The sequence below is a fragment of the Croceimicrobium sp. genome (assembly GCF_965228705.1).
Lineage (GTDB): Bacteria > Bacteroidota > Bacteroidia > Flavobacteriales > Schleiferiaceae > Croceimicrobium.
On the sequence record NZ_OZ245832.1, the window covers coordinates 2895942 to 2919225 of the forward strand.

At 44.8% G+C, this 23284-nt stretch carries 21 protein-coding genes; 6 read left to right on the forward strand and 15 right to left on the reverse strand.

Translation table 11 applies throughout. The features are described from left to right. The first annotated feature begins 50 nt into the window (after window positions 1-50). Together ACO05P_RS13025 and ACO05P_RS13030 are read left to right on the forward strand one after the other, a co-directional pair. Window positions 51-380, forward strand: coding sequence for a hypothetical protein (locus ACO05P_RS13025; protein WP_421751457.1), 330 nt, complete (start codon window positions 51-53; stop codon window positions 378-380). Continuing rightward, a complete protein-coding gene (locus tag ACO05P_RS13030) occupies window positions 381-854 on the forward strand; it encodes a methyltransferase family protein (protein ID WP_421751458.1) in 474 nt (157 codons plus the stop codon). Here ACO05P_RS13030 and ACO05P_RS13035 read toward each other — a convergent pair. From ACO05P_RS13035 to ACO05P_RS13060, 6 genes are all read right to left on the reverse strand, one after another. Continuing rightward, entirely contained in the window at window positions 831-2186 is a 1356-nt protein-coding gene (locus ACO05P_RS13035) for a murein hydrolase activator EnvC family protein (protein WP_421751460.1), read from the reverse strand. The two genes, ACO05P_RS13030 and ACO05P_RS13035, sit on opposite strands and share 24 nt — an antisense overlap. Next, on the reverse strand, window positions 2173-2955 hold the full coding sequence (locus ACO05P_RS13040) for a DUF4292 domain-containing protein (RefSeq protein WP_421751462.1): 783 nt from the start codon (window positions 2953-2955) through the stop codon (window positions 2173-2175). Before ACO05P_RS13040 ends, ACO05P_RS13035 begins: the two co-directional genes overlap by 14 nt. Next, window positions 2955-4652: a tetratricopeptide repeat protein gene (locus ACO05P_RS13045; protein ID WP_421751464.1), complete on the reverse strand. Its 1698-nt coding sequence runs from the start codon at window positions 4650-4652 to the stop codon at window positions 2955-2957. Before ACO05P_RS13045 ends, ACO05P_RS13040 begins: the two co-directional genes overlap by 1 nt. After that, window positions 4630-5634 (reverse strand): sugar phosphate nucleotidyltransferase, encoded by a 1005-nt coding sequence (locus ACO05P_RS13050; RefSeq protein ID WP_421751465.1) that lies wholly within the window; start codon window positions 5632-5634, stop codon window positions 4630-4632. The genes ACO05P_RS13045 and ACO05P_RS13050 overlap by 23 nt, the downstream gene beginning before the upstream one ends. A gap of 83 nt (window positions 5635-5717) precedes the next feature. Continuing rightward, complete coding sequence (gene dut / locus ACO05P_RS13055) at window positions 5718-6152, reverse strand: dUTP diphosphatase (protein ID WP_421751467.1); 435 nt, start codon at window positions 6150-6152, stop codon at window positions 5718-5720. Further along, window positions 6149-7612 (reverse strand): polysaccharide biosynthesis C-terminal domain-containing protein, encoded by a 1464-nt coding sequence (locus ACO05P_RS13060; protein WP_421751468.1) that lies wholly within the window; start codon window positions 7610-7612, stop codon window positions 6149-6151. Before ACO05P_RS13060 ends, dut begins: the two co-directional genes overlap by 4 nt. A gap of 125 nt (window positions 7613-7737) precedes the next feature. Here ACO05P_RS13060 and ACO05P_RS13065 point away from each other — a divergent pair, with 125 nt between their 5' ends. The 4 genes from ACO05P_RS13065 to ACO05P_RS13080 all read left to right on the forward strand — a co-directional run bounded on the left by ACO05P_RS13065 (window position 7738) and on the right by ACO05P_RS13080 (window position 12981). Beyond that, the gene (locus ACO05P_RS13065; RefSeq protein WP_421751470.1) at window positions 7738-9417 is read left to right on the forward strand and encodes a M28 family peptidase; all 1680 of its coding nucleotides are present in this window, start codon (window positions 7738-7740) and stop codon (window positions 9415-9417) included. A 1-nt stretch (window position 9418) separates the two neighbouring features. Next, entirely contained in the window at window positions 9419-10402 is a 984-nt protein-coding gene (locus tag ACO05P_RS13070; protein ID WP_421751472.1) for an NAD(P)H-dependent glycerol-3-phosphate dehydrogenase, read from the forward strand. A gap of 143 nt (window positions 10403-10545) precedes the next feature. Further along, entirely contained in the window at window positions 10546-11220 is a 675-nt protein-coding gene (locus ACO05P_RS13075) for a nitroreductase family protein (RefSeq protein ID WP_421751474.1), read from the forward strand. 102 nt (window positions 11221-11322) lie between these two features. Next, window positions 11323-12981: a DUF6798 domain-containing protein gene (locus ACO05P_RS13080; protein WP_421751475.1), complete on the forward strand. Its 1659-nt coding sequence runs from the start codon at window positions 11323-11325 to the stop codon at window positions 12979-12981. Here the strand turns inward: ACO05P_RS13080 and ACO05P_RS13085 are convergent. From ACO05P_RS13085 to uvrC, 9 genes are all read right to left on the reverse strand, one after another. Further along, on the reverse strand, window positions 12978-13607 hold the full coding sequence (locus ACO05P_RS13085; protein ID WP_421751476.1) for a hypothetical protein: 630 nt from the start codon (window positions 13605-13607) through the stop codon (window positions 12978-12980). The genes ACO05P_RS13080 and ACO05P_RS13085 overlap by 4 nt on opposite strands. A gap of 12 nt (window positions 13608-13619) precedes the next feature. Continuing rightward, window positions 13620-14801, reverse strand: coding sequence for a hypothetical protein (locus ACO05P_RS13090; protein ID WP_421751478.1), 1182 nt, complete (start codon window positions 14799-14801; stop codon window positions 13620-13622). Continuing rightward, entirely contained in the window at window positions 14798-15481 is a 684-nt protein-coding gene (locus ACO05P_RS13095) for an ABC transporter ATP-binding protein (RefSeq protein ID WP_421751480.1), read from the reverse strand. The genes ACO05P_RS13090 and ACO05P_RS13095 overlap by 4 nt, the downstream gene beginning before the upstream one ends. Window positions 15482-15492: 11 nt before the next feature. Continuing rightward, entirely contained in the window at window positions 15493-16713 is a 1221-nt protein-coding gene (locus ACO05P_RS13100) for an ABC transporter permease (RefSeq protein ID WP_421751482.1), read from the reverse strand. Then, window positions 16710-17930 (reverse strand): ABC transporter permease, encoded by a 1221-nt coding sequence (locus ACO05P_RS13105; protein WP_421751483.1) that lies wholly within the window; start codon window positions 17928-17930, stop codon window positions 16710-16712. Before ACO05P_RS13105 ends, ACO05P_RS13100 begins: the two co-directional genes overlap by 4 nt. Window position 17931: 1 nt before the next feature. Next, window positions 17932-18672, reverse strand: a complete 741-nt coding sequence (locus ACO05P_RS13110; RefSeq protein WP_421751485.1) for an outer membrane lipoprotein-sorting protein — start codon at window positions 18670-18672, stop codon at window positions 17932-17934. After that, a complete protein-coding gene (locus ACO05P_RS13115) occupies window positions 18669-19244 on the reverse strand; it encodes a TetR/AcrR family transcriptional regulator (RefSeq protein ID WP_421751487.1) in 576 nt (191 codons plus the stop codon). Before ACO05P_RS13115 ends, ACO05P_RS13110 begins: the two co-directional genes overlap by 4 nt. Before the next feature lie 66 nt (window positions 19245-19310). Then, a complete protein-coding gene (locus tag ACO05P_RS13120) occupies window positions 19311-21470 on the reverse strand; it encodes a patatin-like phospholipase family protein (protein ID WP_421751488.1) in 2160 nt (719 codons plus the stop codon). Continuing rightward, window positions 21467-23275, reverse strand: coding sequence for an excinuclease ABC subunit UvrC (gene uvrC / locus ACO05P_RS13125; protein ID WP_421751490.1), 1809 nt, complete (start codon window positions 23273-23275; stop codon window positions 21467-21469). Before uvrC ends, ACO05P_RS13120 begins: the two co-directional genes overlap by 4 nt. Window positions 23276-23284 lie beyond the last annotated feature (9 nt).

The following is a 23284-nucleotide window of genomic DNA, read 5'->3' on the forward strand; positions in this document are numbered from 1 at the left end:
AATCACGAAACAGAATATACCCACTAAATAAAATTTTAAAATTCGATACTATGTCTGTCTCTAAAGGATCCGATGCTAAGCGACGCGTAATCGTAGATTACAAGAATGTAACCAACGAAATTTTGGATCTGTTTACAGACCGTTATCCCTATGGTTATGACGATGGCGATATTATTCGCTTTAAGAATGCCAAAGGTGAAATGGTGAAAGCCGTACCCTTCGAAACGGCTGATACAAAGTACCTGGTTAAGGTGAGTGTGCAAATGGATCAACAGATCGAAGCCTTTTTGGAGGACGATGATGATGACAATGATGATGTTGGCGATGGCGAGACTGCTGCCGACATGGATGATGTTGAATCGGATGATTTAGACGATTAAATGCCTTTAAAAGCCCTTGACTACTTCTTAGTAAGCCTGCAAGGGCTTCTTTTTATCCTGTTTTTTATTCCGGTGGATTGGCTGCAAGCAGTAAAAATCCCCGACTTGATGCTTTGGCCTGCTCAATTAGCCATGATTATTGGCATCTTAGAAGTGATCTGGGCCTTGAAGCAAATGGGTAGATATCTAAGCCCTTTTCCCAAACCAAAGGCCGATGCGGAGCTTATTACCTGGGGCGTTTTTGGTTTGGTACGTCACCCTATATATAGTGGAATTATTCTTTTTGCAGCGGGGTTTGGAATCTATTTCAGAGACCCTTTTCAAATCTTGATGGCAGGTGTACTGGCCCTTTTCTTCTACTTTAAAAGTCGCTATGAGGAAAAGAACCTCCGAGCCTATTTTCCTAATTATGCCTCTTATCAGAAAAGGACGGGGCGCTTTATTCCCAATTTATTTGCTGCTAAGCCAAAGTAGAGGATTCACAGCTTGATTGTCTTTCCACACCTGGAAGTGCAGCACGGTTTGTGAGTTGATAGGATTGGTATACGTAATGCCGATCTGCTGCCCTGCTTTTACTACATCATCCTGGTCTACACTAGCCTCTTTGAAGCCCAGGTAAACGGTAAAATAATTACCATGCGAGATTACTACTGCCAACTGTCCATTGGGTAAGCGCCAGCGGCGGGTTACGGTACCCCCAAATACTGCTTTTACAGGCGTATTTCCTTCGGTGGTAATGTCGATACCCTTACTGTCGATAATAACCGATTTAACTACCGGATGGCGCTGTGGACCGAAGTTTCCGGTTACCAAACCACGTTCTACCGGCCAGGGTAAACGTTTTTGATTGGCTTCGAAATTGGCGGCCAGAGTACGGGCGGCGGGAGTTAATTCAAAGCTTTCGGGTTTGGCAATGGCGGGTTTATTTTCGGCTGCACGTGCTTTCACTGCCGCATCAATCAACTCTTCCATGCGTGCATTGCTGGTATTGCTGCTAAAGTCTTTACCGCGTATTAAACCCAGATCTATGGCTCGGTCTTCCAGAGCCTTACGAGCGGCCAAAGCGCGGGCCTTCGCAATTTCCTCAGCAATAATCTTTTCAATCTGTGCTTCTACTTTGGCGGCTTCTTTGAGTTTTTCCTTGAGCTTTTTCTCCAGGTCTTTCTCCATGGCGACATAGGTCTTTATCGCCTCTTCCTGACTTAGCTTTTCATTGCTCAGCTTGCGGTTTTCTTCCTGTAATTGCCCACGCACGGCATTTTTACGCACTTTTTGAATTCGAAGGCGCTCTATGGCCTCTTCAAGCTCTTGCTCCTGCTTTTCTATTTCCTTTATCTTTTGCTGTCGGTAGGCACTATATTGCTTCAAGTATTCAATGCGGCGCATAGCTTGATTAAAATCCTCGGAGGAGAGGATAAACATTAACCGACTGGAGTTTTTACGGCTCTTATAGGCTTGACGAATCATGTGAGCATATTGGGCCTTTTGCTTTTCGACCCTTACACGTAGGGTATCAATATTGCGTTGCATTTCGGCTTCTTCCTCTTCCATCAACTCCACCTCACGATCCAGGGTGCGAATCAACTTTTCACGCAGCTTAATTTTTTGCTGCACGGTTTCGATGGTCCCGAGGGAATTGCTGCGATCCTTTTTGGTTTCCGCCAGAATCCTATTAGCCAGCTCAATCTCGTCCATAATGCGCACCTTGCGCGCCTCTAATTCTTGCCGCTTTTTACTTTGTGCCATGGTTCCCTGACTCCAAAGAAGGGCGATAAGCAGGAGTCCGATGTACTTAAAGTTGCTCATAATTGCCAGGGATGCGGAATGGGTAACTTAAACTCTCATTGCGTTTAAGGTCGGTAATTTCCAAATCGATGATGATTTCAGATTTATCCAGATATTCAAAATGCATTTGAGCCGGGAAAAGGATTTCGCCAAATTTCTGATAGCCATCAAGGCGGATCAATAGATTTTGACCTTCCTGAGGTCTCTGAAAGCGGAAGGCAGAAGGACGATAGCTCTGGGCTGAAAAACTTTGGGTCATTAGGGGAACCTCCGGGGAAGGTGGGATTTGCTCCGGCTTTAAGGGATAGTTTACCAATTGATAAACTCCGGGCTGATAATCCTGATACCAGTTTTGGTTCCAATCCAGGAAACTGGCACTTAAAACCGACATTAAAGGTTGAAAGTCAAAGCGAAAGCCAATTTTTTGGGCGATTTCGGAGCTGGATCCCTTTTGATAATTGCGCTCCAATCGATTATAGTAAGCAACTTCCTCTTGATTTATCAGGCCTCGAGCCACTTTTAAACCTAGAAAGGGATCTGCCAAGTCTACCCAGATTAGGCTGTCTTTGGCGATGCGCATTTCGAAGCGAAAACTTAGCTTGCTATTGCCACTTTGATAGCGCCCTTTTCCTTCCAAAACCAAGGTTTCGAATACAAGACTTTCGGCCTTCACCTTTTCGATTAGGTCTTTGGTTTTAAGATAAGCGGGAGCGCCTTCGGGTAATTTCACCTTGGGCTTACAGGAGGCTATAACTAGTAGCCCCAATAGCATGATCCCAAATTTGCGCATTAGGGTAGAGCTTTAATTTTTGCTTTCAGGGCTGGGCTGGATTGCAGACCATTGGCCAGTTCATATTGCTTGCGAGCCAGTTCTTTTTCTCCGAGTCCCAAGAGGATGTCACCATAGTGTTCAGCTAATTCGGGCTCGGGTTTAGCCAGCAGACTTAAGGCCTTTTCAATTACTTTCCGCGCTTCTTCATCGCGACCTAATTGATGTAAAACCCAAGCTTGGGTATCCAGGTAAACGGGATTAGAAGGGCTAATGGTATTAGCCTCGGTACTCATTCGCAAAGCGTCTTCCAAACGTTCATTGCGGAGGGAGAGGTAATAAGCATAATTATTTAAGGCCCCGGCATGCTTAGGGTTTACACTGAGTACGGCGTCAAAATATTGGTCGCTTTCTAAATGCTGACCCAGTTCATGACTTACCTCGGCTAAATGCAGGTTAAATTCGGTTTGCAGGCGGGCATTATTAAAAACGTAAATCTGGCCATCCTCTAAATAGTCGCGAGCCTTGCTGTATTCTTTTGCCTCTTTAAAAGCAATTCCAGCCAGTAAATAAGGTAGGGGTTGATTTGGGAAGCTCTCTAAGGCTAGGGGGGCATCTTCTTTTAAGGCATCGAACTTTCGATTCTGGATTTCAATGAGTAGGATTTGTTCCCAAATCTGAAATTTTTCGCCGTATTCCAGAGCTTTCTTATAGTAAGTGAGGGCTTCATCATCACGCCCTTCCCGCGACAGGTAATCACCATACATGGCGTAAATCCTGGCGTCGGCGGGCTCCTGACTTACAATTTCATCGAGCAATTCAAAGCTTTTGGCAGTGAGCAAGCTATCAGAGCGGGAGGCGTCAAAAAGGCTTAGGAGTACAGCAATTTTACGCTCCATATCCAGCTGCTTACTGCTCATGGCCTTTTTAAGATGATATAGCGATTGATGGAAGTCCCCTTTTTGCTGATAATAATTTGCTAAATCGAGGTGTGGTCTGGGGTCCAGAGAGTCAATGGCCAGCATGTCTTGATAAACATTAAAGGCCTTATCATCTAGATTATTGGCTTGGTACAATTGCCCGAGGGAGCCACGATAATCGAGGTTTTTAGGGTAGATTTTTATGAGCTTTTGCAATTCCGCAATGGCCCCTTCAAGATTACCCATTTCGAGGTAAATACTCTTTTTCTGATTGGAAATTTCTTCGTGAGGACCACTTATTGTTTCCAGTTTATCAAGGCTCTCAATTGCTTTTTGCGCTTCACCATTCCGGTAATAGGCCTCCGCCATTTGGAAGAGGAGATCTTCATCCTGCGGATGTTTCTCAGTGGCCTCTTCAAGGCTTTTAATGAGCAAATCAGACTTTCCAAACTGTCCGTATACGGCCAATTTTAATCGAAAGTACCAGGGGTTTTCCGGTTCCAGCTCACAGGCCTTTTCCGCATAAAAGAGGGCCTCTTGCTCTTCTTCTTCACGAGCATAAAGTTGGGCCAGTTCATAGCATACCAAAGCACTCTCCGGGTCTTTTTGATAAAGAGCCTCGAAGATTACCAGGGCCTTATCATACTCTTCCCGCAGCTTGGCATTTTCGGCTGCAAAAAATTGCTCATTAAAAAGCCGCAGCCTTTCGCCCTCAATTTTCGATTGAGCGGAAAGGCTGAGACTGCCTAATAAGATACAGATTGAGGCGATATATTTATTCCAATACGCTATAGTCACCAATGGAGATTTCGCTAAAATTACCGTCGAATTTAGCTTTATTTCCGATCATCGAATTACTCAGATTAGCATTTAAAACCTGGCTATCTTCTTGTATGAGGACATCGCTAAGCTTGCTATTCTCTACTACAGTTCCAGCACCAATACTTACGCGAGGTCCGATGGTACTATTGCTTACTTTGGCTCCCGGTCCGATAAATACCGGAGCGATGATTTCGCAATTTTCTAGCTTGGCCTCAGGGCTAATCAGTTCTTCCTCGCCATCAATAAAGCCTAAAATCTTACCGTTGGTTTCAACGGTTACATTTTTATTTCCGCAGTCCATCCACTCATTTACCGTTCCACTGGTAAACTGACTGCCTTTGTTTTTCATGTTTTCCAGGGCATTGGTAAGCTGGTACTCACCTTTGTCGCGGATGTCATTATCGAGGAGGTATTGCAGTTCATCACGCAAGAACTCTCCGTCTTTGAAATAGTAAATACCAATAATCGCTTCGTCGGAAACAAAGGTTTCAGGTTTTTCTACGAAGTCGGTGATTACACCTTCTGCATTTTTCTTTACTACGCCAAAGGCTTTAGGGTTTTCTACTCTTTTGGTCCAGATTACGCCATCACTGGCAGTATCCAAACTAAAATCGGCACGGAAAAGGGTATCGGCGAAAGCCACCACCAAATTGCCTTGCATGCTTTCTTTGGCACATAAAATGGCATGTGCAGTTCCCAAGGGTTCGTCTTGATAATAGATGCTGCCTTTAGCACCTAAACCTTCGGCGATAGACTTTAGGTTGCTTTCTACTTCTTTACCAAAGTCGCCAATAATAAAGGCGATCTCATCTACCTTTTCTCCGGCTACTTTAACAATATCTTCTACCAATCGTTGAACGATAGGTTTACCAGCAATGGGAATCAGGGGCTTGGGAACGGTGAGGGTGTGGGGGCGAAGCCGGCTTCCTCTTCCGGCCATAGGAACGATAATTTTCATTCTGACGGTTTGTTATTGGGGCAATGTTAATTACAAAAATAGCTTTTGCCTAATATTCACGGGATTATCTTAGTCTTAATTCTTTAGCTGCCAGTGCTGCCAAAACCCCCGCTACCACGTTGGGTTTCGTCTAATTCATTAACTTCATTCCAAGTGATTTTTTCATAGCGTGCCAATACCAATTGAGCGATGCGTTCACCGGGTTCAATAAGCACATTTTCATTGGATAGGTTAACTAAAATCACTCCTACCTCTCCGCGATAATCGGCATCAATGGTACCCGGACTATTGAGTACACTTAGGCCTTTTTTTAAGGCCAATCCACTACGTGGGCGAACCTGGGCCTCAGTACCGGGTTCCAAAGCCATAAACAGTCCGGTTTTTATCAAACTGCGCTCCAGAGGTTTTAATTCCAGAGTTTCATCTAATACAGCTCTTAAGTCCAGGCCCGCTGAATTTTCAGTTTGGTATTCGGGCAGGGGATAGGGGGAGCGGTTAATGATATTTACTTTGCTCATCGACGTTTGAGGAGTTTAAGTTGCGGCCATTCCAGCCATAAAATCAAGCTGCTGTAAGCGCTGAATATGATCAGGCCGTAGAGCCAATAATGATCTAAAAGGTAATAACATACTATACTACCTATCAGGGATAAGCCTAAATAAAAGCTAATGGCCCGTGTGGGATAATTAGTAGGTGAATGTTTTTGGTTCAAATAATAGGAATAGGCGGTCATTGCCGCATAACTGATCAAGGTAGCCAATGCGGCACCGGTATAATTGAAGAGGGGTACCAATAGCAGATTGGCTAGAATCGTGAAAATCAGGCCAAAGAAGTTGATATAGATGCCCATGCGGGTTTTGTTCTCCAGCTTATACCAAATATTGAGATTAAAATTGATTCCGAGAAGAAGATTGGCAAAGAGCAAAATGGGTACGATATGCCAGCCTTCCCAATATTGAGGAGCGATAAAATGAGTCCACTGCAGAAAATCGGTAAAGCAAACCAAGCCTAAGAAGATTAAGCTTTGAATAAGCACGAAATAGCGCATTACCTGAGCCATTTTCGATTTAAAATCCCCTTCGCCACTAAAGAAGAATGGCTCCGCCGCAAAGCGGAAAGCCTGGATGAAGAGCATCATAAAAGTGGCGATCTTCATCATTGCGCCGAATATCCCCATAGAAACGGTATTGATTTCTAAGGGCAGCAAGTACTTCATAAATTGATACTGGGCTTTTTCATTGGCGATTCCCGCCAAACCGCCAATTACCAGAGGACTGGAATAAATCAGCATTTTTTTCAATAGGTCCGGATTGACCTTAAAGCGAATTTTCAAGAGCTCGGGTAAGAAGAGCAAGATCATAAAAGCATTGCCAATCAGGTTGAAGAGGAAAACGTAAATCACCCCGTACTCGGCATTGTAGATGCTAAATATCCACGAATCCGGACTGGCATTCTCGGCCATGGAAGGGAGGAGCTTGAAATAGATAAGGTTGAGTAGAACCATTAAACCAATGGTGCCCAGGCGGATAACTAAAAATCGAATCGGCTTATTATCGGCGCGCAAGCGGGCAAAAGGCACAGCAGCAATCGCATCCATAGCCACAATGCCCATCATCCAAATAAGTAGGAAGGGCCGGTCTTCGTACTGAAGCAGGCTGGCCAGAGAATCACGAAATATAAAACTGAGGCTGAGTAAAAGTCCACTGCTAAAAAGGCTAAAGAGCAGGGCATGACTAAATACCGTATCCGGATCGTAACGCTTATCGCGATTAAAGCGAAAAAAAGCAGTCTCCATACCGAAGGTGAGAATCACCATTAAAAAGGCAATCATGGAGTATAAATCGTTCACCACACCATACTCCGCTTTCGCAATTTGATCGGTATGCAGCGGCGTAAGGGCGAAATTGAGCAAACGCGCTAAAATGGTAGTTAAACCATAGATAACCGTTTGCGAGGCTAAATTTCGAAGTGAAGACATAGTGTAGGGAGCTAAAATACGGTGTCGCACTAAACGCTGCCGCCAAAATCAAGTGGATTTCTACACGGCACTATTAACAACGCCCCCTTTGCAATCTTTATATTTGAGGCCCTAATAAAGGAACAATGATTCGCAAAATACTAGTACTCTCTCTTTGGGCCCCCATGCTTTGGGCTCAGGGCAATGTTTCCAGCTGCTACGAGTTTCCTCGGGATGCCGTAGAACAGATTCGTCAGGATGTAGCTTACCTCGCTTCCGATGAATTAGGGGGCCGTAAACCAGGCAGTGATGGAGATCAGTTAAGTCGAGAATACATTATCGGTCAGTTTCGCAATAGTGGTGTTGAACCGTATTTTAAAGAAACCTATTTACAAGAGTTTAGTGTACCCAATCGAGTGGATCGCCCCAATGACGGGAATTACTTCCGCTACAAGGGGGATGCTTTGCCATTGGATGCTGATTATTATCCGGTAATTTATTCTGGAAATGGCAGCTTTAAGGGCGAAACGGAATATGTAAGCTTTGGTATTGAAAGCCAAAAATTAGATCGCGATGACCTCGATGATGAAGACTTGAAAGGCGCTATTGCGGTGATGGAGATTAGCTCTCCGGATGGAATTCATCCCCATTCGAAATACAAAGATTGGCACGACATAGCCAAGCGCATTCGCCTTTTAAAAACCAAGGGTGTGCAGGCGGTAATTCTAGTTCATACGAAAGGCAATGCAAATAGTCCCAAGAGTGAATTTAAGAGCCTCGAAAGTTTAGGCTTACCAGTGATTTTTGTGAGCGATCCTAAGATTGCTAAAAAGTTGCGTCGTAGTCGCGAAGTAGAAGGTTTTGTTTCCCTGAATGCGGTTGAGGATGTGACTTATAATGTGGCCGGGGTGATTAATAATGGACAAAGACGCACTATTATTATTGGCGCACACTACGATCACCTGGGCTTTGGCGGGGAAAGCTCGCGTTATACCGGTGAGGAGCCCATGGTGCACAATGGCGCTGACGACAATGCCAGTGGGGTATCGGGCTTATTAGCCATGGCTCGCTTTTTGGCTAAAACTCAGGATCCGACCATGCGTCGTTTTAACTACCTCTTGGTGGCCTTTTCGGGTGAAGAAATGGGACTATTGGGATCCAAAGCCTTTGTAGAGCGCACTGCTACCCGACAAGAAAGCTGGTACTATATGTTTAATATGGATATGATTGGGCGCATGGAAGATGATCGCCTGGCAGTAAATGGTATGGGTACTTCACCGCAGTGGCGCGATTTGGTAGAGCCCATCGAATGTGGATTGCAATTCGAGTTCAGCGAAAGCGGCGTTGGTCCCAGTGATCATACCAGTTTTTATTATGCCAATATTCCGGCCCTGCACTTCTTTACCGGTACCCATCCAGACTATCATAAGCCCAGTGATGATGCGGATAAGATTAATGTTGTTGGTATTTATCGGGTCCTAAGCTTAATGAGCTCCATTATTCGCAATACCCCACAGGGTGGGGATTTTGTTTTTAGCACCACCAAGGTAGAAAGTACTAAGGCGCCAAAGTTTTCTGTAACTCTGGGCGTAATGCCCGATTACCTCTATAGCGGCAATGGAATGAAAATAGACGGAGTGAGCGAGGGTAAGCCAGCTGCCAAGGCGGGTCTTAAGGCAGGTGATATTGTAACCCAATTGGGAGAAGTACAAGTGAGCGATATGCAGAGCTATATGCAAGCCCTGGCGCAATTTAAGAAGGGCGATAAAGCCACCTTATTGTATCAGCGTGAAGGGAAAGTAGTAAAAGCTCAAATTCAGTTTTAGGATGAATATTGCAGTAATTGGCGGCGGAAGCTGGGCCACGGCTATTGTTAAAATATTAACTGAGAACAACGACTATGTAGGTTGGTGGATGCGGGATGAGGAGAATGTGATGCATATTAAGAAGTATCACAATAATCTCAAATACCTGAGCTCGGTAGAACTGGCTACCGAACGCATCGATATTTCCAATGACCTAAACCATATTGTTAGCAATGCAGACTGTTTGATATTCGCTATTCCTTCGGCATTCTTGAAATCGGCTTTATCGAGCTTGAATGTCGATATTAAAGACAAGCATGTTTTTAGTGCCATTAAAGGGATAGTGCCAGATGAAAACCTCATTGTAGGTGAATATTTCAATCAGAACCTGGGGGTGCCTTTGGATCAGATTGGTGTGATTACCGGACCTTGTCACGCAGAGGAAGTTGCTCTGGAGCGATTGAGTTATTTAACCGTGGCCAGTACCAATGCTGAAATGGCAAAGAAAGTTGCCAAGAACCTAACTTGTGAATACATTCTTACCAAAACCTCTGATGATATCTATGGCACGGAGTACGCAGCCGTATTAAAAAACATTTATGCCCTGGCAGCTGGTATTTTCCATGGCTTGGGCTATGGCGATAACTTCCAGGCGGTTTTGGTGAGTAATGGGATACGGGAGATGAAGAAGTTCATTAAATCTGTGCACCCCATAAAGCGCGATATCAATGGATCGGCATATTTGGGGGATTTATTGGTAACCGCCTATTCGCAATTTTCGCGCAACCGGACCTTTGGCAATATGATAGGCAAGGGCTATACTATACGCAGTGCGATGTTAGAGATGAACATGGTGGCTGAGGGCTATTATGCGGCTCGTTTGATTCGTGAGGTGCGAAAAGAAAATGAGGTGAAGATGCCCATTGCCGATGCCGTTTATAAGATCTTATACGAAAACAGGAACCCTAAAAAGGTGATGGCCAAATTGGCCCGGAAGCTTTCCTAAGGTTTAAAATGGGAGGACCTGCCAAGGGCAGGTCCAGGGGGAGAGAATAAAAAACATTGTTTTTTCGAACAACACCCTAATGTACTAAAAAATACATTAGTTTGCTTGTTTCGAGGAGCTTGCATCAATATTCTTTATATAATATGGCCCGGGATTTTCCTTTTATACCGCTATCAATTAGTACTAAATACGAGGGTGAAGCGCTACCTGCAGCCTCTAAGGAGCTAAAGGATGAAATGCTACAGCGGCGAAGTTGTCGCGATTATTCGGAGCGGGAGGTGCCGGAATCTGTGGTAAGAGATTTATTGCAAATTGCCGCTTCTGCGCCCAGTGGTGCTAATAAGCAACCCTGGCATTTCGTGGCGGTGCGAAATCCGGAAATAAAGAAACGTATTCGCGAGGCAGCTGAGGCGGAAGAAAAGCTCTTTTATGAGGAACGTGCACCTCAAGAATGGCTGGAGGATTTAGCTCCCCTGGGTACAGATTGGCGAAAGCCCTTTTTAACTAAGGCTCCCTGGTTATTAGTGGTATTTAAAGAGATCTACGGTCAGGATGAAAATGGCAGTAAAAACAAGCATTATTACGTGAATGAATCTGTAGGCATTGCTTCCGGATTTTTAATAGCCGCTATCCATCATTTGGGTTTAGCCACTTTAACCCATACTCCCAGCCCCATGAATTTCCTTTCTGAAATTTTGGAGCGACCTCCCCATCAAAAACCATTTTTACTTCTGCCATTAGGATATCCTGCTGATGATGCCCAGGTACCCGATCTAGGCAAAAAGGCTTTTGAAGAGCATAGCTCCCTGCTTAAATAAATCGAAATCGGCCGTTCGTCGTGTGAATGGCGCTTCTAATCGAAAGATTTAGAGTCCTTTAATAGGTCTGTTACACATTTGTATCGGATAAGATTAAGGGAAATGACAATCATCGATAGAATAAAAGTTCCATTCTTTTTAATCATTGTGGCCGTGGCCTCGGTGATTGGTATCAACCAGTACCATTTCGGGATGTGGAATCAATTTATTTCTCTTCCCTGGTTACAGGAATTAATTGATCCTGCTAGTTATCCTCATGATCTTCTGGTAGAACAGTACAGTAATTCGCCTACTTTTTTCCTTTTCCTTTTAAAATGGGCACTGCCCTTTTTTGGTGAGAATATTCCTTTGCTTTTCTTCAGCCTTTATCTCATTTGCCTGGCCCTAACTATCTATAGTTTTTACCGCTTAGGACAGGAGATTTTTAAGTCCAAAGAAGCCGGGATTTTAGCGGTAGTTCTGCTCAGTTTTGCCTTTCCTGTTATTGGTGATGTGAGTATTTGGGATACGCTTTTAATGGAGCGCACCATTACCTATCCAATCTTGCTTTTATCTATTCTACACCTCTATAAAGGGCGTTTATGGTATGCCATTTTATTGTTGGGCTTAGCTTTTAATATTCATCCCCTTTCGGCTATTTACGTAATTGCTGCATCCGGATTGGCAGTGCTTTTAACCGAGGGTTTTAAAAAGGAATATATCTGGCAAGGCTTCTTCCTATTGTTAATGGTTAGCCCTGTGCTGCTTTTAAAATTTAGCAATGCTGCTCCCGGCGAATCTTCTTTAAGTTTCTCTGAAACCTGGATGGAGGTAATGCGTCTGCGCAATGGGCATCACACTTTCCCCAGCGAGTTTCCGCCTAGTATTTTCCTGAAAACCGCTTTGATCATCCTTTCTTATTATGTGATTTTAGCCAAAGGGAATTTTGCCCCTAAGGCCAAAGTATTCTTACATGCATTTGGTGGAAGCATCTTGTTCATGATGCTTTTGGGAACAGTATTTACCGAGTTCTATCCGGTGAAATTGATCATTCAATTCCAGTTTTATCGCGCCTTTCTTTTTATGGGTACCCTAAGTTTAATCTTATGGGCTGGCATGCTCGTTAAAAACCCGAAACCAGTATTCTACCTTCTGGCTATTCCCTTCCTGGCGCAGTATGCTTACGGTGAGTGGGCCAAAACGATTTCGGCTTTAAGCCTGATTGGACTGGCCTGGTTTGTTATCCGCTACTTTGGTTTTAAACGCAAAGCCAGCCTGGCCTTGTCTTTTGCTTATTTAAGCCTTGGCCTAGTGGCGATGCTGATGCGTGGTGGCTTAGAGATTCACCAAGGCAGTCAGGAGAAGGATTGGTATGAAGTACAAGATTGGTTCCGTGAGAATACTGCCCAAGATGCTTTGGCTATTGTTCCTCCTGCCGAATTAGGCTTTAGAGTGCGCAGCCTGAGAACCTCTTATGGCGATTGGTTTGATGGTACCAAAGCCTTTTTCAGTGAGCAGTATGCCGAGTATTGGTATGACCATATGTCGCGCCTTAAATGCACTGATCCTGATCATTTGAAGGAGGATTACAGCACTTTACAATCCCATGACTTCTTGAATATTTGGGATCGCGAATCCGATAAGCATAGTGAGGCTTATGTGGTGCACTATGCAGATCGAAGTGTAGATAAATTGCCAGTGGCCTATCTAAATGAGCACTTTGTGGTGTATCAGCTGCCTACGAAGGAAACGCCGGTATTCTTAGCCAGCGTAGGGAATTAAAGAGAACTTAAGGCGATTGCTAAACGCTCTTGCCCCACAAATTCACCTTCGGCACCCGGATATAAGATTAGGCTATCTGCCGAAAGGCAAAAGGGGAGCATATAATTATTGCCGGTAACATAGGCCCTTTCATTAAAGATTCGCCCTTCTTTTTCTGCTTTCCATTTTTCTAAATGAGCCAGAACTTTCGGATAAATATCGGCTCCTAAAACCAGGTCTAAGGGCGGGAAAAAAGCCTCAGGAAGATGCAAGCTGATGGGGTAGTACATTCTTTGCCAATCTTGATCGGCTGAAGTTTTAAGCTTGCGGTACAGCTCAAGGCTGATGAGGCTATCACTTAAGGAGTGGAGACGATAATCGCTTAAAATTACCTGACGTTGACCGCTATCCGATTCCAGGCAATGAGCCAGGTATCGTTCCAACTGAGGCGATTTACGCAGAGTTTCATTTAAACCCATGCTGGTCATGCTGTCTTGAATTCCTCGAATTTGGGGATATCGCTGATGAATTAAGCAGTTTTCGTCATTAAGAAGCTCTCGCTCCACGGCTTCAACATTGTAAATCGATTCATTTTCGCAGGCCCCTAAAATCATCAGGCCCAAGCCTAAAAGCAGAAATTTTCGCATGCCCTAAAGGTATTAAAAGGACCATTTTAAGCGCAGGTAGGTGGCACTTACCAACCACTGCCAGTTATTGTTTTCGATGGGATTGTCTGAAAGGAAAAACTGACCCGCCAACAACAAGTCTAAATTGGTGCTTAAGGAATAACTGAGGCTGGGGAAGATGATTGTACTGTGCGCATCCGGACTGTACATCAAGGTGAAAGAACCGTTGAAGAGCGGATTGAAAGCATAATTGCTGTTTACTATGGCGGTATGCTGGAAAATAAAGGGGTTTTTAGGGCTTAGTACCTGACCGGCTCCGAGCTGACTAAAGTCGCCAATACCGCCTTGCTGAGGGGCACTCTGATTGTAGAGGTAGCCGGCGGAGATGTATAGGCCATTGCTAAGCACATAATCCAGGCCTGAACTAAATATCCAGGCTTCTTGCTGCAGATCATTCAGAGGCCAGTAATAGTTGAGCTCTCCTTTGAAACCTAAATCCCAAATATTGCCGGCCCAGCCAGCTCCTAGGGTGAGATTGTCTTTGAAGTAGCCCGCTATCCCTTGCAGGTCGTAGGTAAGGGCATTATTGCGATAGCGCAAGGCTGCAGTAGACTGGGCAATTTCCTTGGCTGGCGCTAAGGCCAGTTCCAATTGACTGTCGAAATTGGGGAACCACTGCATGCGCACTGCATCGGTACCCGGTCTTTCTTCATAGTCGAAGTCGAAGAAATTGTACTGGTTTAAAATATCATTAGGATTAAAAATGGTGTTGATGCCCCAATTGATACGCTGCCGCCCCAGGCGAATATTACCGTTCTTAAATTCATACTGGAACCAAGCCCGATCAAAAATGCTATGGAGCAAAACTTCATCACTACGCCAGTACAAAAAGCTGAGGTCTACGAGACCGGCATCAGTATCCAGGGCATCCATAAAGGCATCCCCTTGCGCCGGACTGGCACCTTGAAAGAGGCGATTACGCATGCTAAGAGCGCCACTCCAGTGTCCTTTATAGTATTTCAGATCTAGCCGATTATGGATCAATTGATCGTAGTTGTCCACCTTTAAACCCGGTCGTAGTGATTCCGGATAAAAGTTGGCATTGAGGTGGCTATAGCTTCCCAGGTATTTAAGGTAACCCTGAAATTGCCAGGGAGACTCCTGAGCCCATAGGCCCAGGGGGATTATTGATAAGATGAAAATCAGTCGTTTCACTGTCGGGTGTCACTTTTGATTTTACCGTCTTCCACATAAATCAAGCGTTCGGCTCTATCAATTACCCTTTGGTCATGCGTGGAGAATAAAAAGGTAATACCCTCTTCTTTGTTGAGGCGGTGCATAATATCGAGCAGGTCCTCGGTGCTTTTCGAATCGAGGTTAGCGGTAGGCTCATCGGCCAAAACAAAGCTAGGTTTGGAGGCTAGAGCCCTCGCTACGGCTACCCTTTGCTGTTGGCCGCCACTTAATTCGGAGGGGCGTTTGTGCATTTGCTTTTCCAAGCCAACTGCTTTTAATAATTCCTTAGCTCTTGCTTCGCGAGCTTTGGCGCTTTGGCCCTGGAGGAGCATAATGAATTCTACATTTTCCTGAGCACTTAAAACCGGTATAAGGTTATAGGCTTGGAATACAAAGCCGATATGGCGCAAGCGGAAGTTAATTAAGGCATTATCGCGGAGTTCATGAATTTCCTTTCCATCTACTACCACGGTGCCTTCGCTGGGATTATCCAGGCCACCAATTAAGTTGAGGAGGGTGGTTTTACCTGATCCGGAAGGACCAATAATGGCGGTAAACTCTCCGGCTTCTACCGAAAGGTTGATTTTATCCACCGCGTGGATGGTGCTTTCACCATCCTGGTAAATGCGGCTGAGGTTTTGGGCTTCAATTACAGACATGGAGAAATAGTTTAAAGAGTTCGCATCGTTTCAACTGGGTTGAGTTTAAGCGCATGTCGCGCGGGATAGATCGCTGCCAGTAGGGTCATGATAAAAACGATGGCTGCGGTTCCGAAATAGAAGCTTTGGGGTAAGCTGGGGTAGATTACGGTGCCAATACCATAGCTGGACAAACCATCACTAAACATGGCCAGGTTTAAGCCGCTTTCGGCAGTGGAGCTGATGCTTAAATAACCCGCTACTATGCCTAATGGTCCACTGATCAGCGCCAAGAAAAAGGTTTCGATTATTACCATCGCAAAGACCCGTCTTTTACTCATTCCGACACTCATTAACATACCTAGTTCTTTCCGACGTTCCAATACCGCCATGAGCATGGTATTGATAATGCCAAAGGAGAGGGCCAGCATAATAATGCCGATTATGATATAGAGCATTTGCGACATTAATTCATCCGCATAAGCCAATTCGGGGGCCAGATCTTTCCAGCTTTCCACCAGAAGTTTTGGGAAGGCAGTTTGGGCCTTGGCGAGTTCAGCATCTACTTGATTATCATTTTTAATAAGCAAGGCTGCTTCATGGTATTGATCAGCTTCCAGGCCTAATAAACTTTGCAGGTCTTCAGCACGGATATACACATTGAGTTTTTCTATTTGAGAAGAAACATCATGGTAAAGGCCCTTCACCTTAAAGGAGGCCGACACCAGGTTTTGGGCACCATCGCTAAAGCTTAAAATAACTCTGGAGCCAGGTTTTACCTCCAGCTTTTCGGCTAAGGCTTCACCAATAAGGATGGGATTGCGCCCTTTGTCATTGAGGTATTTGCCACTGTCAACCCTACTGCCAAGACCAGTTAGTTGGCTTTCTTCCTCGGGGTTAATTCCGATGATTTGCACGCCACCACTAAAGTGCGCGGTAGCGGCCATACCCATGGTTTTCAGGCGAAAGGCATAGGCTTCGGGTTCTTGTTTTTCCAGCCAGCTTTCAAGATTGCTGGCATCAGAGATGAGGTAATTCACCTTTGGTTCTTCCTCCCAGCGCGGATCATGAAATTGTAAGTGGGAGATTTGGTTGCGGATCATGCTCACCTTGCGCTGGTCGTTCAAACCGAAACTAAAGGCACTTACAAATACTCCGGCCCATATTCCAAGGATAATGGAGATGATAACCACCAGGCTGCGCAGACGATTGCGCCAAATATTGCGCCAGGCGATTTTAAATAGCGTTTTCATCGGCGCATGGCTTTTACGGGGTTCAAACGGTAAATGCTCACAATTGCATAAAGACTTACCAGCACACTTATGCAAAGCACAATTCCGCCATGGGTAAACCAAATGTCGGGATCGATGCTAAAAGGTAAGAGAGGTTCCATACCATAATCCTCCATCATGGCATCCATATCGCCACTTAATTCGATGGGATTGTAGTGGTAGTAAAGGGCAATGGGCAGGGCTAAAAGGCTGCCGGTAATAATTCCTAAGAGGTTAAGGAAAGTAGTTTCCATGAAGGTACTTAGGGCCAGGCGGCTGCGATTCATGCCTATGGAGAGTAATATGCCAAACTCAGGTTTTCGCTCCGCTGTAAGCATAAGGATAGTGCCAAAAACTCCAAAACCAATTACCAGATAAAGGATAAAGAGAATGGCTAATCCACCGGCACTATCGGCTTCCATAGCTTCGATGAGCTCAGGGAGCATTTGGCGCCAGGTAAGCAGGGTGGTGCTGGAGGTGTCAATGTCTGTAAGTAGTCTACTTTGCAAGGCTTCCAGATCGTCCGGATCTTTGGGAACTAACACTTCGGCACTCACTCGATTGTAGGCTCCGGTGAGGTATTGCAATTCGGCCAAATCCAGGTAAACGGTGCTCTTATTGGCAACTGGGTTTTTTAGGTCGGCCACCCCCAGCACCGGGTATTTGCCATTGGCGCTAATGCCATGATATCCTTGACCCACAATAATTAGGGTGTCACCCACATCAAGCTTTAAGCTTTCCGCTAATTTGCTGGCTAAGCAGACTCCTTGTTCGCCTTTCTTGGGAAGGGCACCGCGCAGGAGCTTTTCACTTAAATCGAAATATCGACTTTCCATTTCCGCATCGACACCTTTCAGAAATCCAGGTTTGGTTTCACTTTGATCAGAAGCGAGTAGAGCAAAGCTTTCGAGACGTGGCAATAGAGCTTCCAGACCAGGGTCGCTAAGCATTTTTTCGCGCGCTAAGCTGTCGGGAATAAAGCTGCGTTCCAATGTTTGCTTGTCCCAATAACCATTGGCCTGCCACTGCATAAAGCCGGTAGTGGCATTTATTACGGAGGAGTAAGCTTTGTCATAAGTACCCAGCTGCATGCTCCGCATTACGATAGCGAAAAAGAGGGCAAAGGCTACCGAAGCCAGAGTGATCAGGCTACGGCGCTTATTTCGCCAAATATTTCGCCAGGCAATCTTGAATAGCATTTTAACGGACGCGTTTCATGTATTGCGTGGTAAAGTGTTCACGGGGAATATTTACCGAAAAGTCTAATTGGTGGTAATGCAAAATGGTTTTATGTCCAGGCTCTGCCATGGGTTCCATTTCAACAATTACCGGTAATATCTTGCCTCCCAGATTACCGATTTTTTTAGCGGTCATTACATTCACCAAATCCCCTTCTTCATCGTAGAATTCCGTTTTTAGATGGATGTATTCTTTTTGATCGATATGCAATATCACCTTGCCCCAAACTACGGCGGCATCGGCTTTGGGCTTCAATTCTATTTTCCACACCTTACGACCGTTGATGGAGTCTTCTCCCAATAATTTATGCTCGTAATCTTTTACCAGAGAGGATTCAGTTACCAGATCATCATTGGTAAAATCAGAACCCATCCAGCTTTGATTCATCATACTGGGGGGTAACTTAATTTGACGTTCAATACTCGGGATCCAATTGTAAATTTCTTTACGGTTTTTAAGAAATACGGTTCCTTTATCACGAGCAGGAGAGGTAATTAAGATTAAGGAGTAATCGGTTCCTCGGCTCCAACTTTTCATAGTTATAGTGCGGCTCCAGCTAGGCCGTACAATGGTCATGGAAAGTTCGGCATACGATTGCTCACCCCGTAGTTTGTTTTCGGTTTTCTCCACAATCTCTGTTGGGTTTTGAGCAAAGAGGCCAGCCGAGAGGACTAAGCACAGACTGAGAATTTTCGTTTTCATAAATGATATTTAGTTAGGATTTTTTGCTTCATATCTTCCAGCGGATAATCAGGACCTAAAGCCAGGTAGCCTAATACAGTACCATCCATAAGGGCACCAAAGGCATAAGATTCAGCTAGGGGACTATCGTAGCCGAGGGCCGCGAAAATATCGCGGTACATATCAATGCTGAGGTTTTTATGCTTGGTTATAAGCTCCTTGAGTCTGGCTGTAACCTCCGGTTGAATAGCAATAGCGGTCATAAAGCGAACAATGTCCGTTTGCTCATCCATAAATTGAAAGCCCATTTCTACCGTGAGGCGCAATTGTTCTTTAGGACTCTTGCCGGTAATTTGATCTTCCATGCCTTCGCCAACTGCTACCAGCATTTCGAAAATACCGTGCAAAAGATCTTCCTTACTACTAAAGTAGTGATAGCTTAAGCCTTTGGACACGCCTGCCTCCTTAGCAATATAAGCCATGCTGGCGGCGGCATAACCTTTTTCGGCGAAAGCCTTTAAGCCCGCCATTAAGATTTGTTGACGGGTTTGTGCCCTTTGGGCTTCGTTTTGAGCAGGATTACGTGGACTCATTTTTCATTGAACGATTGGTCAAATGTATTGAAGAAGTTTCAATTGACCGCGTGTTCAATGAAAAATTTAGAACCAAAAGCCTAAACGTACGTAGGCGTAAAGGTCTGGATGATTGGTGCTACCGGCTATATTTAACTCCAGAGGCCCAACCAAAGAATTATAGCTGTAGCCGATGCTATAACCATCCAGAATAAAGTCATCGTAGTCGAAAAGCTCTTCAAAGGTGCTTTCCATTCTGCCGAAATTGGCTTTAAGCTGGATGAAATGATTTTTAAAGGGCTCATAATTTAAATCGGCACGGAGCATAAGGGCATTGCGACCACTTATTTCCATAAACCGATAGCCCACGAAGGGTTCTATGTAATTAATATAGGACATGCCCATGCTACCAAAATAGATACGATAGGGGTCGTCCAGATTAGAACCGATAGTTGTAGCCCCAAAGGCACGGCTGATAAAGGTCCATTTGGGGGCAATAGATAAGGCATGTTTCAGGGAAAAGTCTAAAACCGAACTAGGTTCTCGGAACACTTCAAAGCCTTGTCTTTCGGAGATGATGCGATAACGCGCATTGAGTTGAAATCCCTTGCGGGGGAAATTGGCCTCATCGAAGGAATCGAAGTCGATAAAGCCGTAATAGTTAATGAAACCTTTTTGGAAATTGGGAAAGCTGGCTTGATCAAAATTCTGAACAATGCTTATATCCTCAATCTGCATTCCTCCGCCAATGGCATAGGCATCTCGCCAGGTGGATTGCAGAAAGAGATCCAGAGTATAATCCTGGTAAATCCTTTCATTTAGTGCCTGCTGGTTTAGATAATTTTGATAGCGGAAGCGATAGCTACGCAGCTTAATACCCAGGGTGGGGATAAATCCTCGATCTACAAAATAGCTGATTTCGCCCCGGGGCATATCACCCAAAGCCAGATCAATACTGAGCCGCGAGTTTTTGAAGAGCAATTTGCGATTGGTATAGTTCACCAAGAGGGCTGCATTATAATCGTCGCTGTAATTAATGCCCAGTTTTAAACTTTGGAAATAGTGCTGTTCTCGCAGGTTTATGTTTAAAATATAGCCTGTATCAGCCGGCACCAGGGTATAATCGATATTGGTGAAATACTTGGTACCATAGAGTTGATCCAGCCCTTTTTCAAGGCGTTCGATATTGCAGACCTTGCCTTCACGAACGCGCAGTTTCCCTTCAACAAAGTTTTGGGTAAGACTTACAAGACCATTTACCTGTATCTTCTTTACATAGAACTCCTTTTCTGGAGTAGCTTTGAGAATCTCGCGTTTGGGACCCTGATCCTTTTCAGCAAGGGCCCGCAGTTCGTCCCAGTGCTTGCGTGCCTCTGCTTCTCCCTTCGCTACAATTTCATCGAAGAGGTCGAAGGTAGTAACTCCTGCTTCCGGCATTTTGGGTGTGATCCAAATATCAGATAGTGCTTCCGAAGCATTTTTATTGCGGGAGTTTAAAAAGGCGGAGGTTTGTTCTAAAACCCGAACCACTGAGTTTAATTCATCGCGATCATTGAGGTAATCCTGCATGTCGATTCCAATGATGTAGTCGAGCTCTTTTTCGGCCATAATCTGGACCGGGTAATTCATTACTACACCACCATCGATATAGAGACTGTCTTCAAAGAGATAAGGGGTAAAGAGAGATGGGAATGCCGAGCTGGCTCTAAGAGCGTCAATTAATCGGCCCTGGGTAAAAACTCGGGGTTTTCCGGTTTCCAAATTGGTTGCTACGCAGTAGAAAGGTATGGGTAGTTCTTCGAAGTCGATATAAGGATAGCTCTGCTGGGTAATGGTGCTGAGTTCCTTCATGATATACTGGGCAAAATTTACCCCACGCGGAATATGCACCCCACCGCTATCAATAGGAAAGCTAAGCATATAGCGAGAATCAGCCTTTCGGTCGAAAAAGCTTAGGCGATTGCGGGGAACTTCATTGGTGAGCAGAGCATCCCAATTGACTCCTCCTAAATAACTTTCAATTTCTGAGGCACTGTAGCCCAAACTGTACATCGCCCCCACGATGGCCCCCATGGAGGTGCCGCCTATATAATCAATTTGAATCCCTGCTTCTTCAATAACCTTGAGGGCACCGATTTGTGCCATGCATTTGGCGCCCCCTCCGCTCAGAACCAAACCTATTTTTAAGTCTTTGTTTTGAGCATTCAGGCTTAGGCAAGCCATAATCAGAAGCAGGGTTTTTTTCATTTTCCCTTGGTATCGGAGTGGTAGTGATTATATATAATTCCCGCGCGTTTGCTGCCGATAACTTCTTCGAGGTTCTCACGGCTGGCTTCGCGGATATTCTTTACGCTTTTAAACTTCCTTAGAAGCAGTTTTACACTTTCATCGCCAATGCCCTTAATCTCGCTCAGTTCACTTTTAAAGGTGCCCTTGGATCGCCGGTTGCGATGATGGGTGATACCAAAACGATGCGCCTCGTCGCGCAAACGTTGGATTACCTTTAAAGTTTCTGAGCGCTTATCCAGGTATAAGGGGTATTTATCACCGGGAAAGTATAACTCCTCCAGTCGTTTAGCAATACCCAAGATGGCAATTTTTCCTCGGAGCTCAAGGTCTTCCAAAGCATTTAAAGCGGCTCCTAACTGCCCTTTACCACCATCAATTACTATTAATTGAGGCAGGGGCTCGTCTTCATCCAACAAACGTCGGTACCTTCTAAACACCGCTTCGTACATACTGGCAAAATCATCTGGACCTTCCACCGTTTTAATATTAAAATGGCGGTAATCCTTTTTACTGGGCTTACCATCTTTAAAAACTACACAGGCCGAAACGGGATTGGTACCCTGAATATTGGAGTTGTCGAAACATTCGATATGCCTTGGTTCTACCTTCATGCGCAAATCTTGTTGCATTTGCTTCATAAGGCGTTTTACATGGCGATCGGGATCAACAATTTGAATGTTCTTGAGTTTTTCGAGGCGGAAATAACGACCGTTCTTCAGCGAGAGCTCTATTAAACTGCGTTTATCCCCTCTCTGAGGGATGTGAATTTTTACATCTGGAATTTCCAGATCCACCTCATGCGAAACAAAGATCTCGCGAGCGGTAGAGTTAAAACGTTGGCGCAATTCGGGAATCGCCATTTCCAAAATTCGGGAATTGCTTTCTTCCAGTTTTTTCTTGAGCTCCAATGTGTGCGACTGAAGCACAGCACCATCCACAATTTTCAGCAAATTCACATAGGCAAATTCGGCATCGCTGAAAACCGTAAATACATCCACATTAGTAATACCGGGATTTACCACGGTGCTTTTAGCTTGATAGCGATCTACGATCTCAAATTTCTCTTTTAAGCGCTGTGCTTCTTCAAATTGAAGATTCGTGGCGGCAATTTGCATTTGCTCCTGAAGCATCTGCTTCACCTTAGTAAGATGGCCTTTGATTAGCTCACGGGCAGATTGCACATCTTTGAGGTAGTCTTCCTCGGATTGTAAGCCTTCGCATGGGCCTTTGCAATTGCCAATATGGTATTCCAGGCAGACCCGATACTTGCCAGATTCAATGGCTTCGGGTGATAAATTGAGCTTACAGGTGCGTAAAGGATAGAGCTGGCGAATCAAGCCCAAAACCGTTTTCATCACTTTTACCGAGGCATAAGGGCCAAAGTATTCACTGCCATCTTTTACCGGATTACGGGTGGGGAAAATGCGGGGAAAGGGCTCCTTTTTGATGCAAATCCAAGGGTAGGTTTTGTCATCCTTCAGGTTGATATTATAACGCGGTTGATACTCCTTGATTAGGTTATTTTCTAAAATCAGAGCATCGAATTCGGTCTCGGTAATGATAGTTTGGATATCGGCAATCTTGCTCACCATCACGCGAATGCGGGCACTATCATGACCTTTTGTGAAGTAGGAAGAAACCCTTTTACGAAGATCCTTAGCTTTGCCGATATAGAGGATTTTTCCGTTTTTATCTAAATGCTGATAGATGCCCGGTTTATTGGGCAAAGTCTTTAAGATATTGGAGATTTTTTCCTCAGGCATGGAACAAAA

Excerpts from the sequence above, each read along its gene's own strand:
- ACO05P_RS13115 (WP_421751487.1), bottom strand. The coding sequence starts at position 19,244 with ATGAGTCCACGTAATCCTGCTCAAAACGAAGCCCAAAGGGCACAAACC.
- ACO05P_RS13030 (WP_421751458.1), top strand. The coding sequence starts at position 381 with ATGCCTTTAAAAGCCCTTGACTACTTCTTAGTAAGCCTGCAAGGGCTT.
- ACO05P_RS13080 (WP_421751475.1), top strand. The coding sequence starts at position 11,323 with ATGACAATCATCGATAGAATAAAAGTTCCATTCTTTTTAATCATTGTG.
- ACO05P_RS13035 (WP_421751460.1), bottom strand. The coding sequence starts at position 2,186 with ATGAGCAACTTTAAGTACATCGGACTCCTGCTTATCGCCCTTCTTTGG.
- ACO05P_RS13040 (WP_421751462.1), bottom strand. The coding sequence starts at position 2,955 with ATGCGCAAATTTGGGATCATGCTATTGGGGCTACTAGTTATAGCCTCC.
- ACO05P_RS13120 (WP_421751488.1), bottom strand. The coding sequence starts at position 21,470 with ATGAAAAAAACCCTGCTTCTGATTATGGCTTGCCTAAGCCTGAATGCT.
- ACO05P_RS13075 (WP_421751474.1), top strand. The coding sequence starts at position 10,546 with ATGGCCCGGGATTTTCCTTTTATACCGCTATCAATTAGTACTAAATAC.
- ACO05P_RS13095 (WP_421751480.1), bottom strand. The coding sequence starts at position 15,481 with ATGTCTGTAATTGAAGCCCAAAACCTCAGCCGCATTTACCAGGATGGT.
- ACO05P_RS13060 (WP_421751468.1), bottom strand. The coding sequence starts at position 7,612 with ATGTCTTCACTTCGAAATTTAGCCTCGCAAACGGTTATCTATGGTTTA.
- ACO05P_RS13070 (WP_421751472.1), top strand. The coding sequence starts at position 9,419 with ATGAATATTGCAGTAATTGGCGGCGGAAGCTGGGCCACGGCTATTGTT.
- ACO05P_RS13025 (WP_421751457.1), top strand. The coding sequence starts at position 51 with ATGTCTGTCTCTAAAGGATCCGATGCTAAGCGACGCGTAATCGTAGAT.
- dut (WP_421751467.1), bottom strand. The coding sequence starts at position 6,152 with ATGAGCAAAGTAAATATCATTAACCGCTCCCCCTATCCCCTGCCCGAA.
- uvrC (WP_421751490.1), bottom strand. The coding sequence starts at position 23,275 with ATGCCTGAGGAAAAAATCTCCAATATCTTAAAGACTTTGCCCAATAAA.
- ACO05P_RS13110 (WP_421751485.1), bottom strand. The coding sequence starts at position 18,672 with ATGAAAACGAAAATTCTCAGTCTGTGCTTAGTCCTCTCGGCTGGCCTC.
- ACO05P_RS13105 (WP_421751483.1), bottom strand. The coding sequence starts at position 17,930 with ATGCTATTCAAGATTGCCTGGCGAAATATTTGGCGAAATAAGCGCCGT.
- ACO05P_RS13050 (WP_421751465.1), bottom strand. The coding sequence starts at position 5,634 with ATGAAAATTATCGTTCCTATGGCCGGAAGAGGAAGCCGGCTTCGCCCC.
- ACO05P_RS13085 (WP_421751476.1), bottom strand. The coding sequence starts at position 13,607 with ATGCGAAAATTTCTGCTTTTAGGCTTGGGCCTGATGATTTTAGGGGCC.
- ACO05P_RS13065 (WP_421751470.1), top strand. The coding sequence starts at position 7,738 with ATGATTCGCAAAATACTAGTACTCTCTCTTTGGGCCCCCATGCTTTGG.
- ACO05P_RS13100 (WP_421751482.1), bottom strand. The coding sequence starts at position 16,713 with ATGAAAACGCTATTTAAAATCGCCTGGCGCAATATTTGGCGCAATCGT.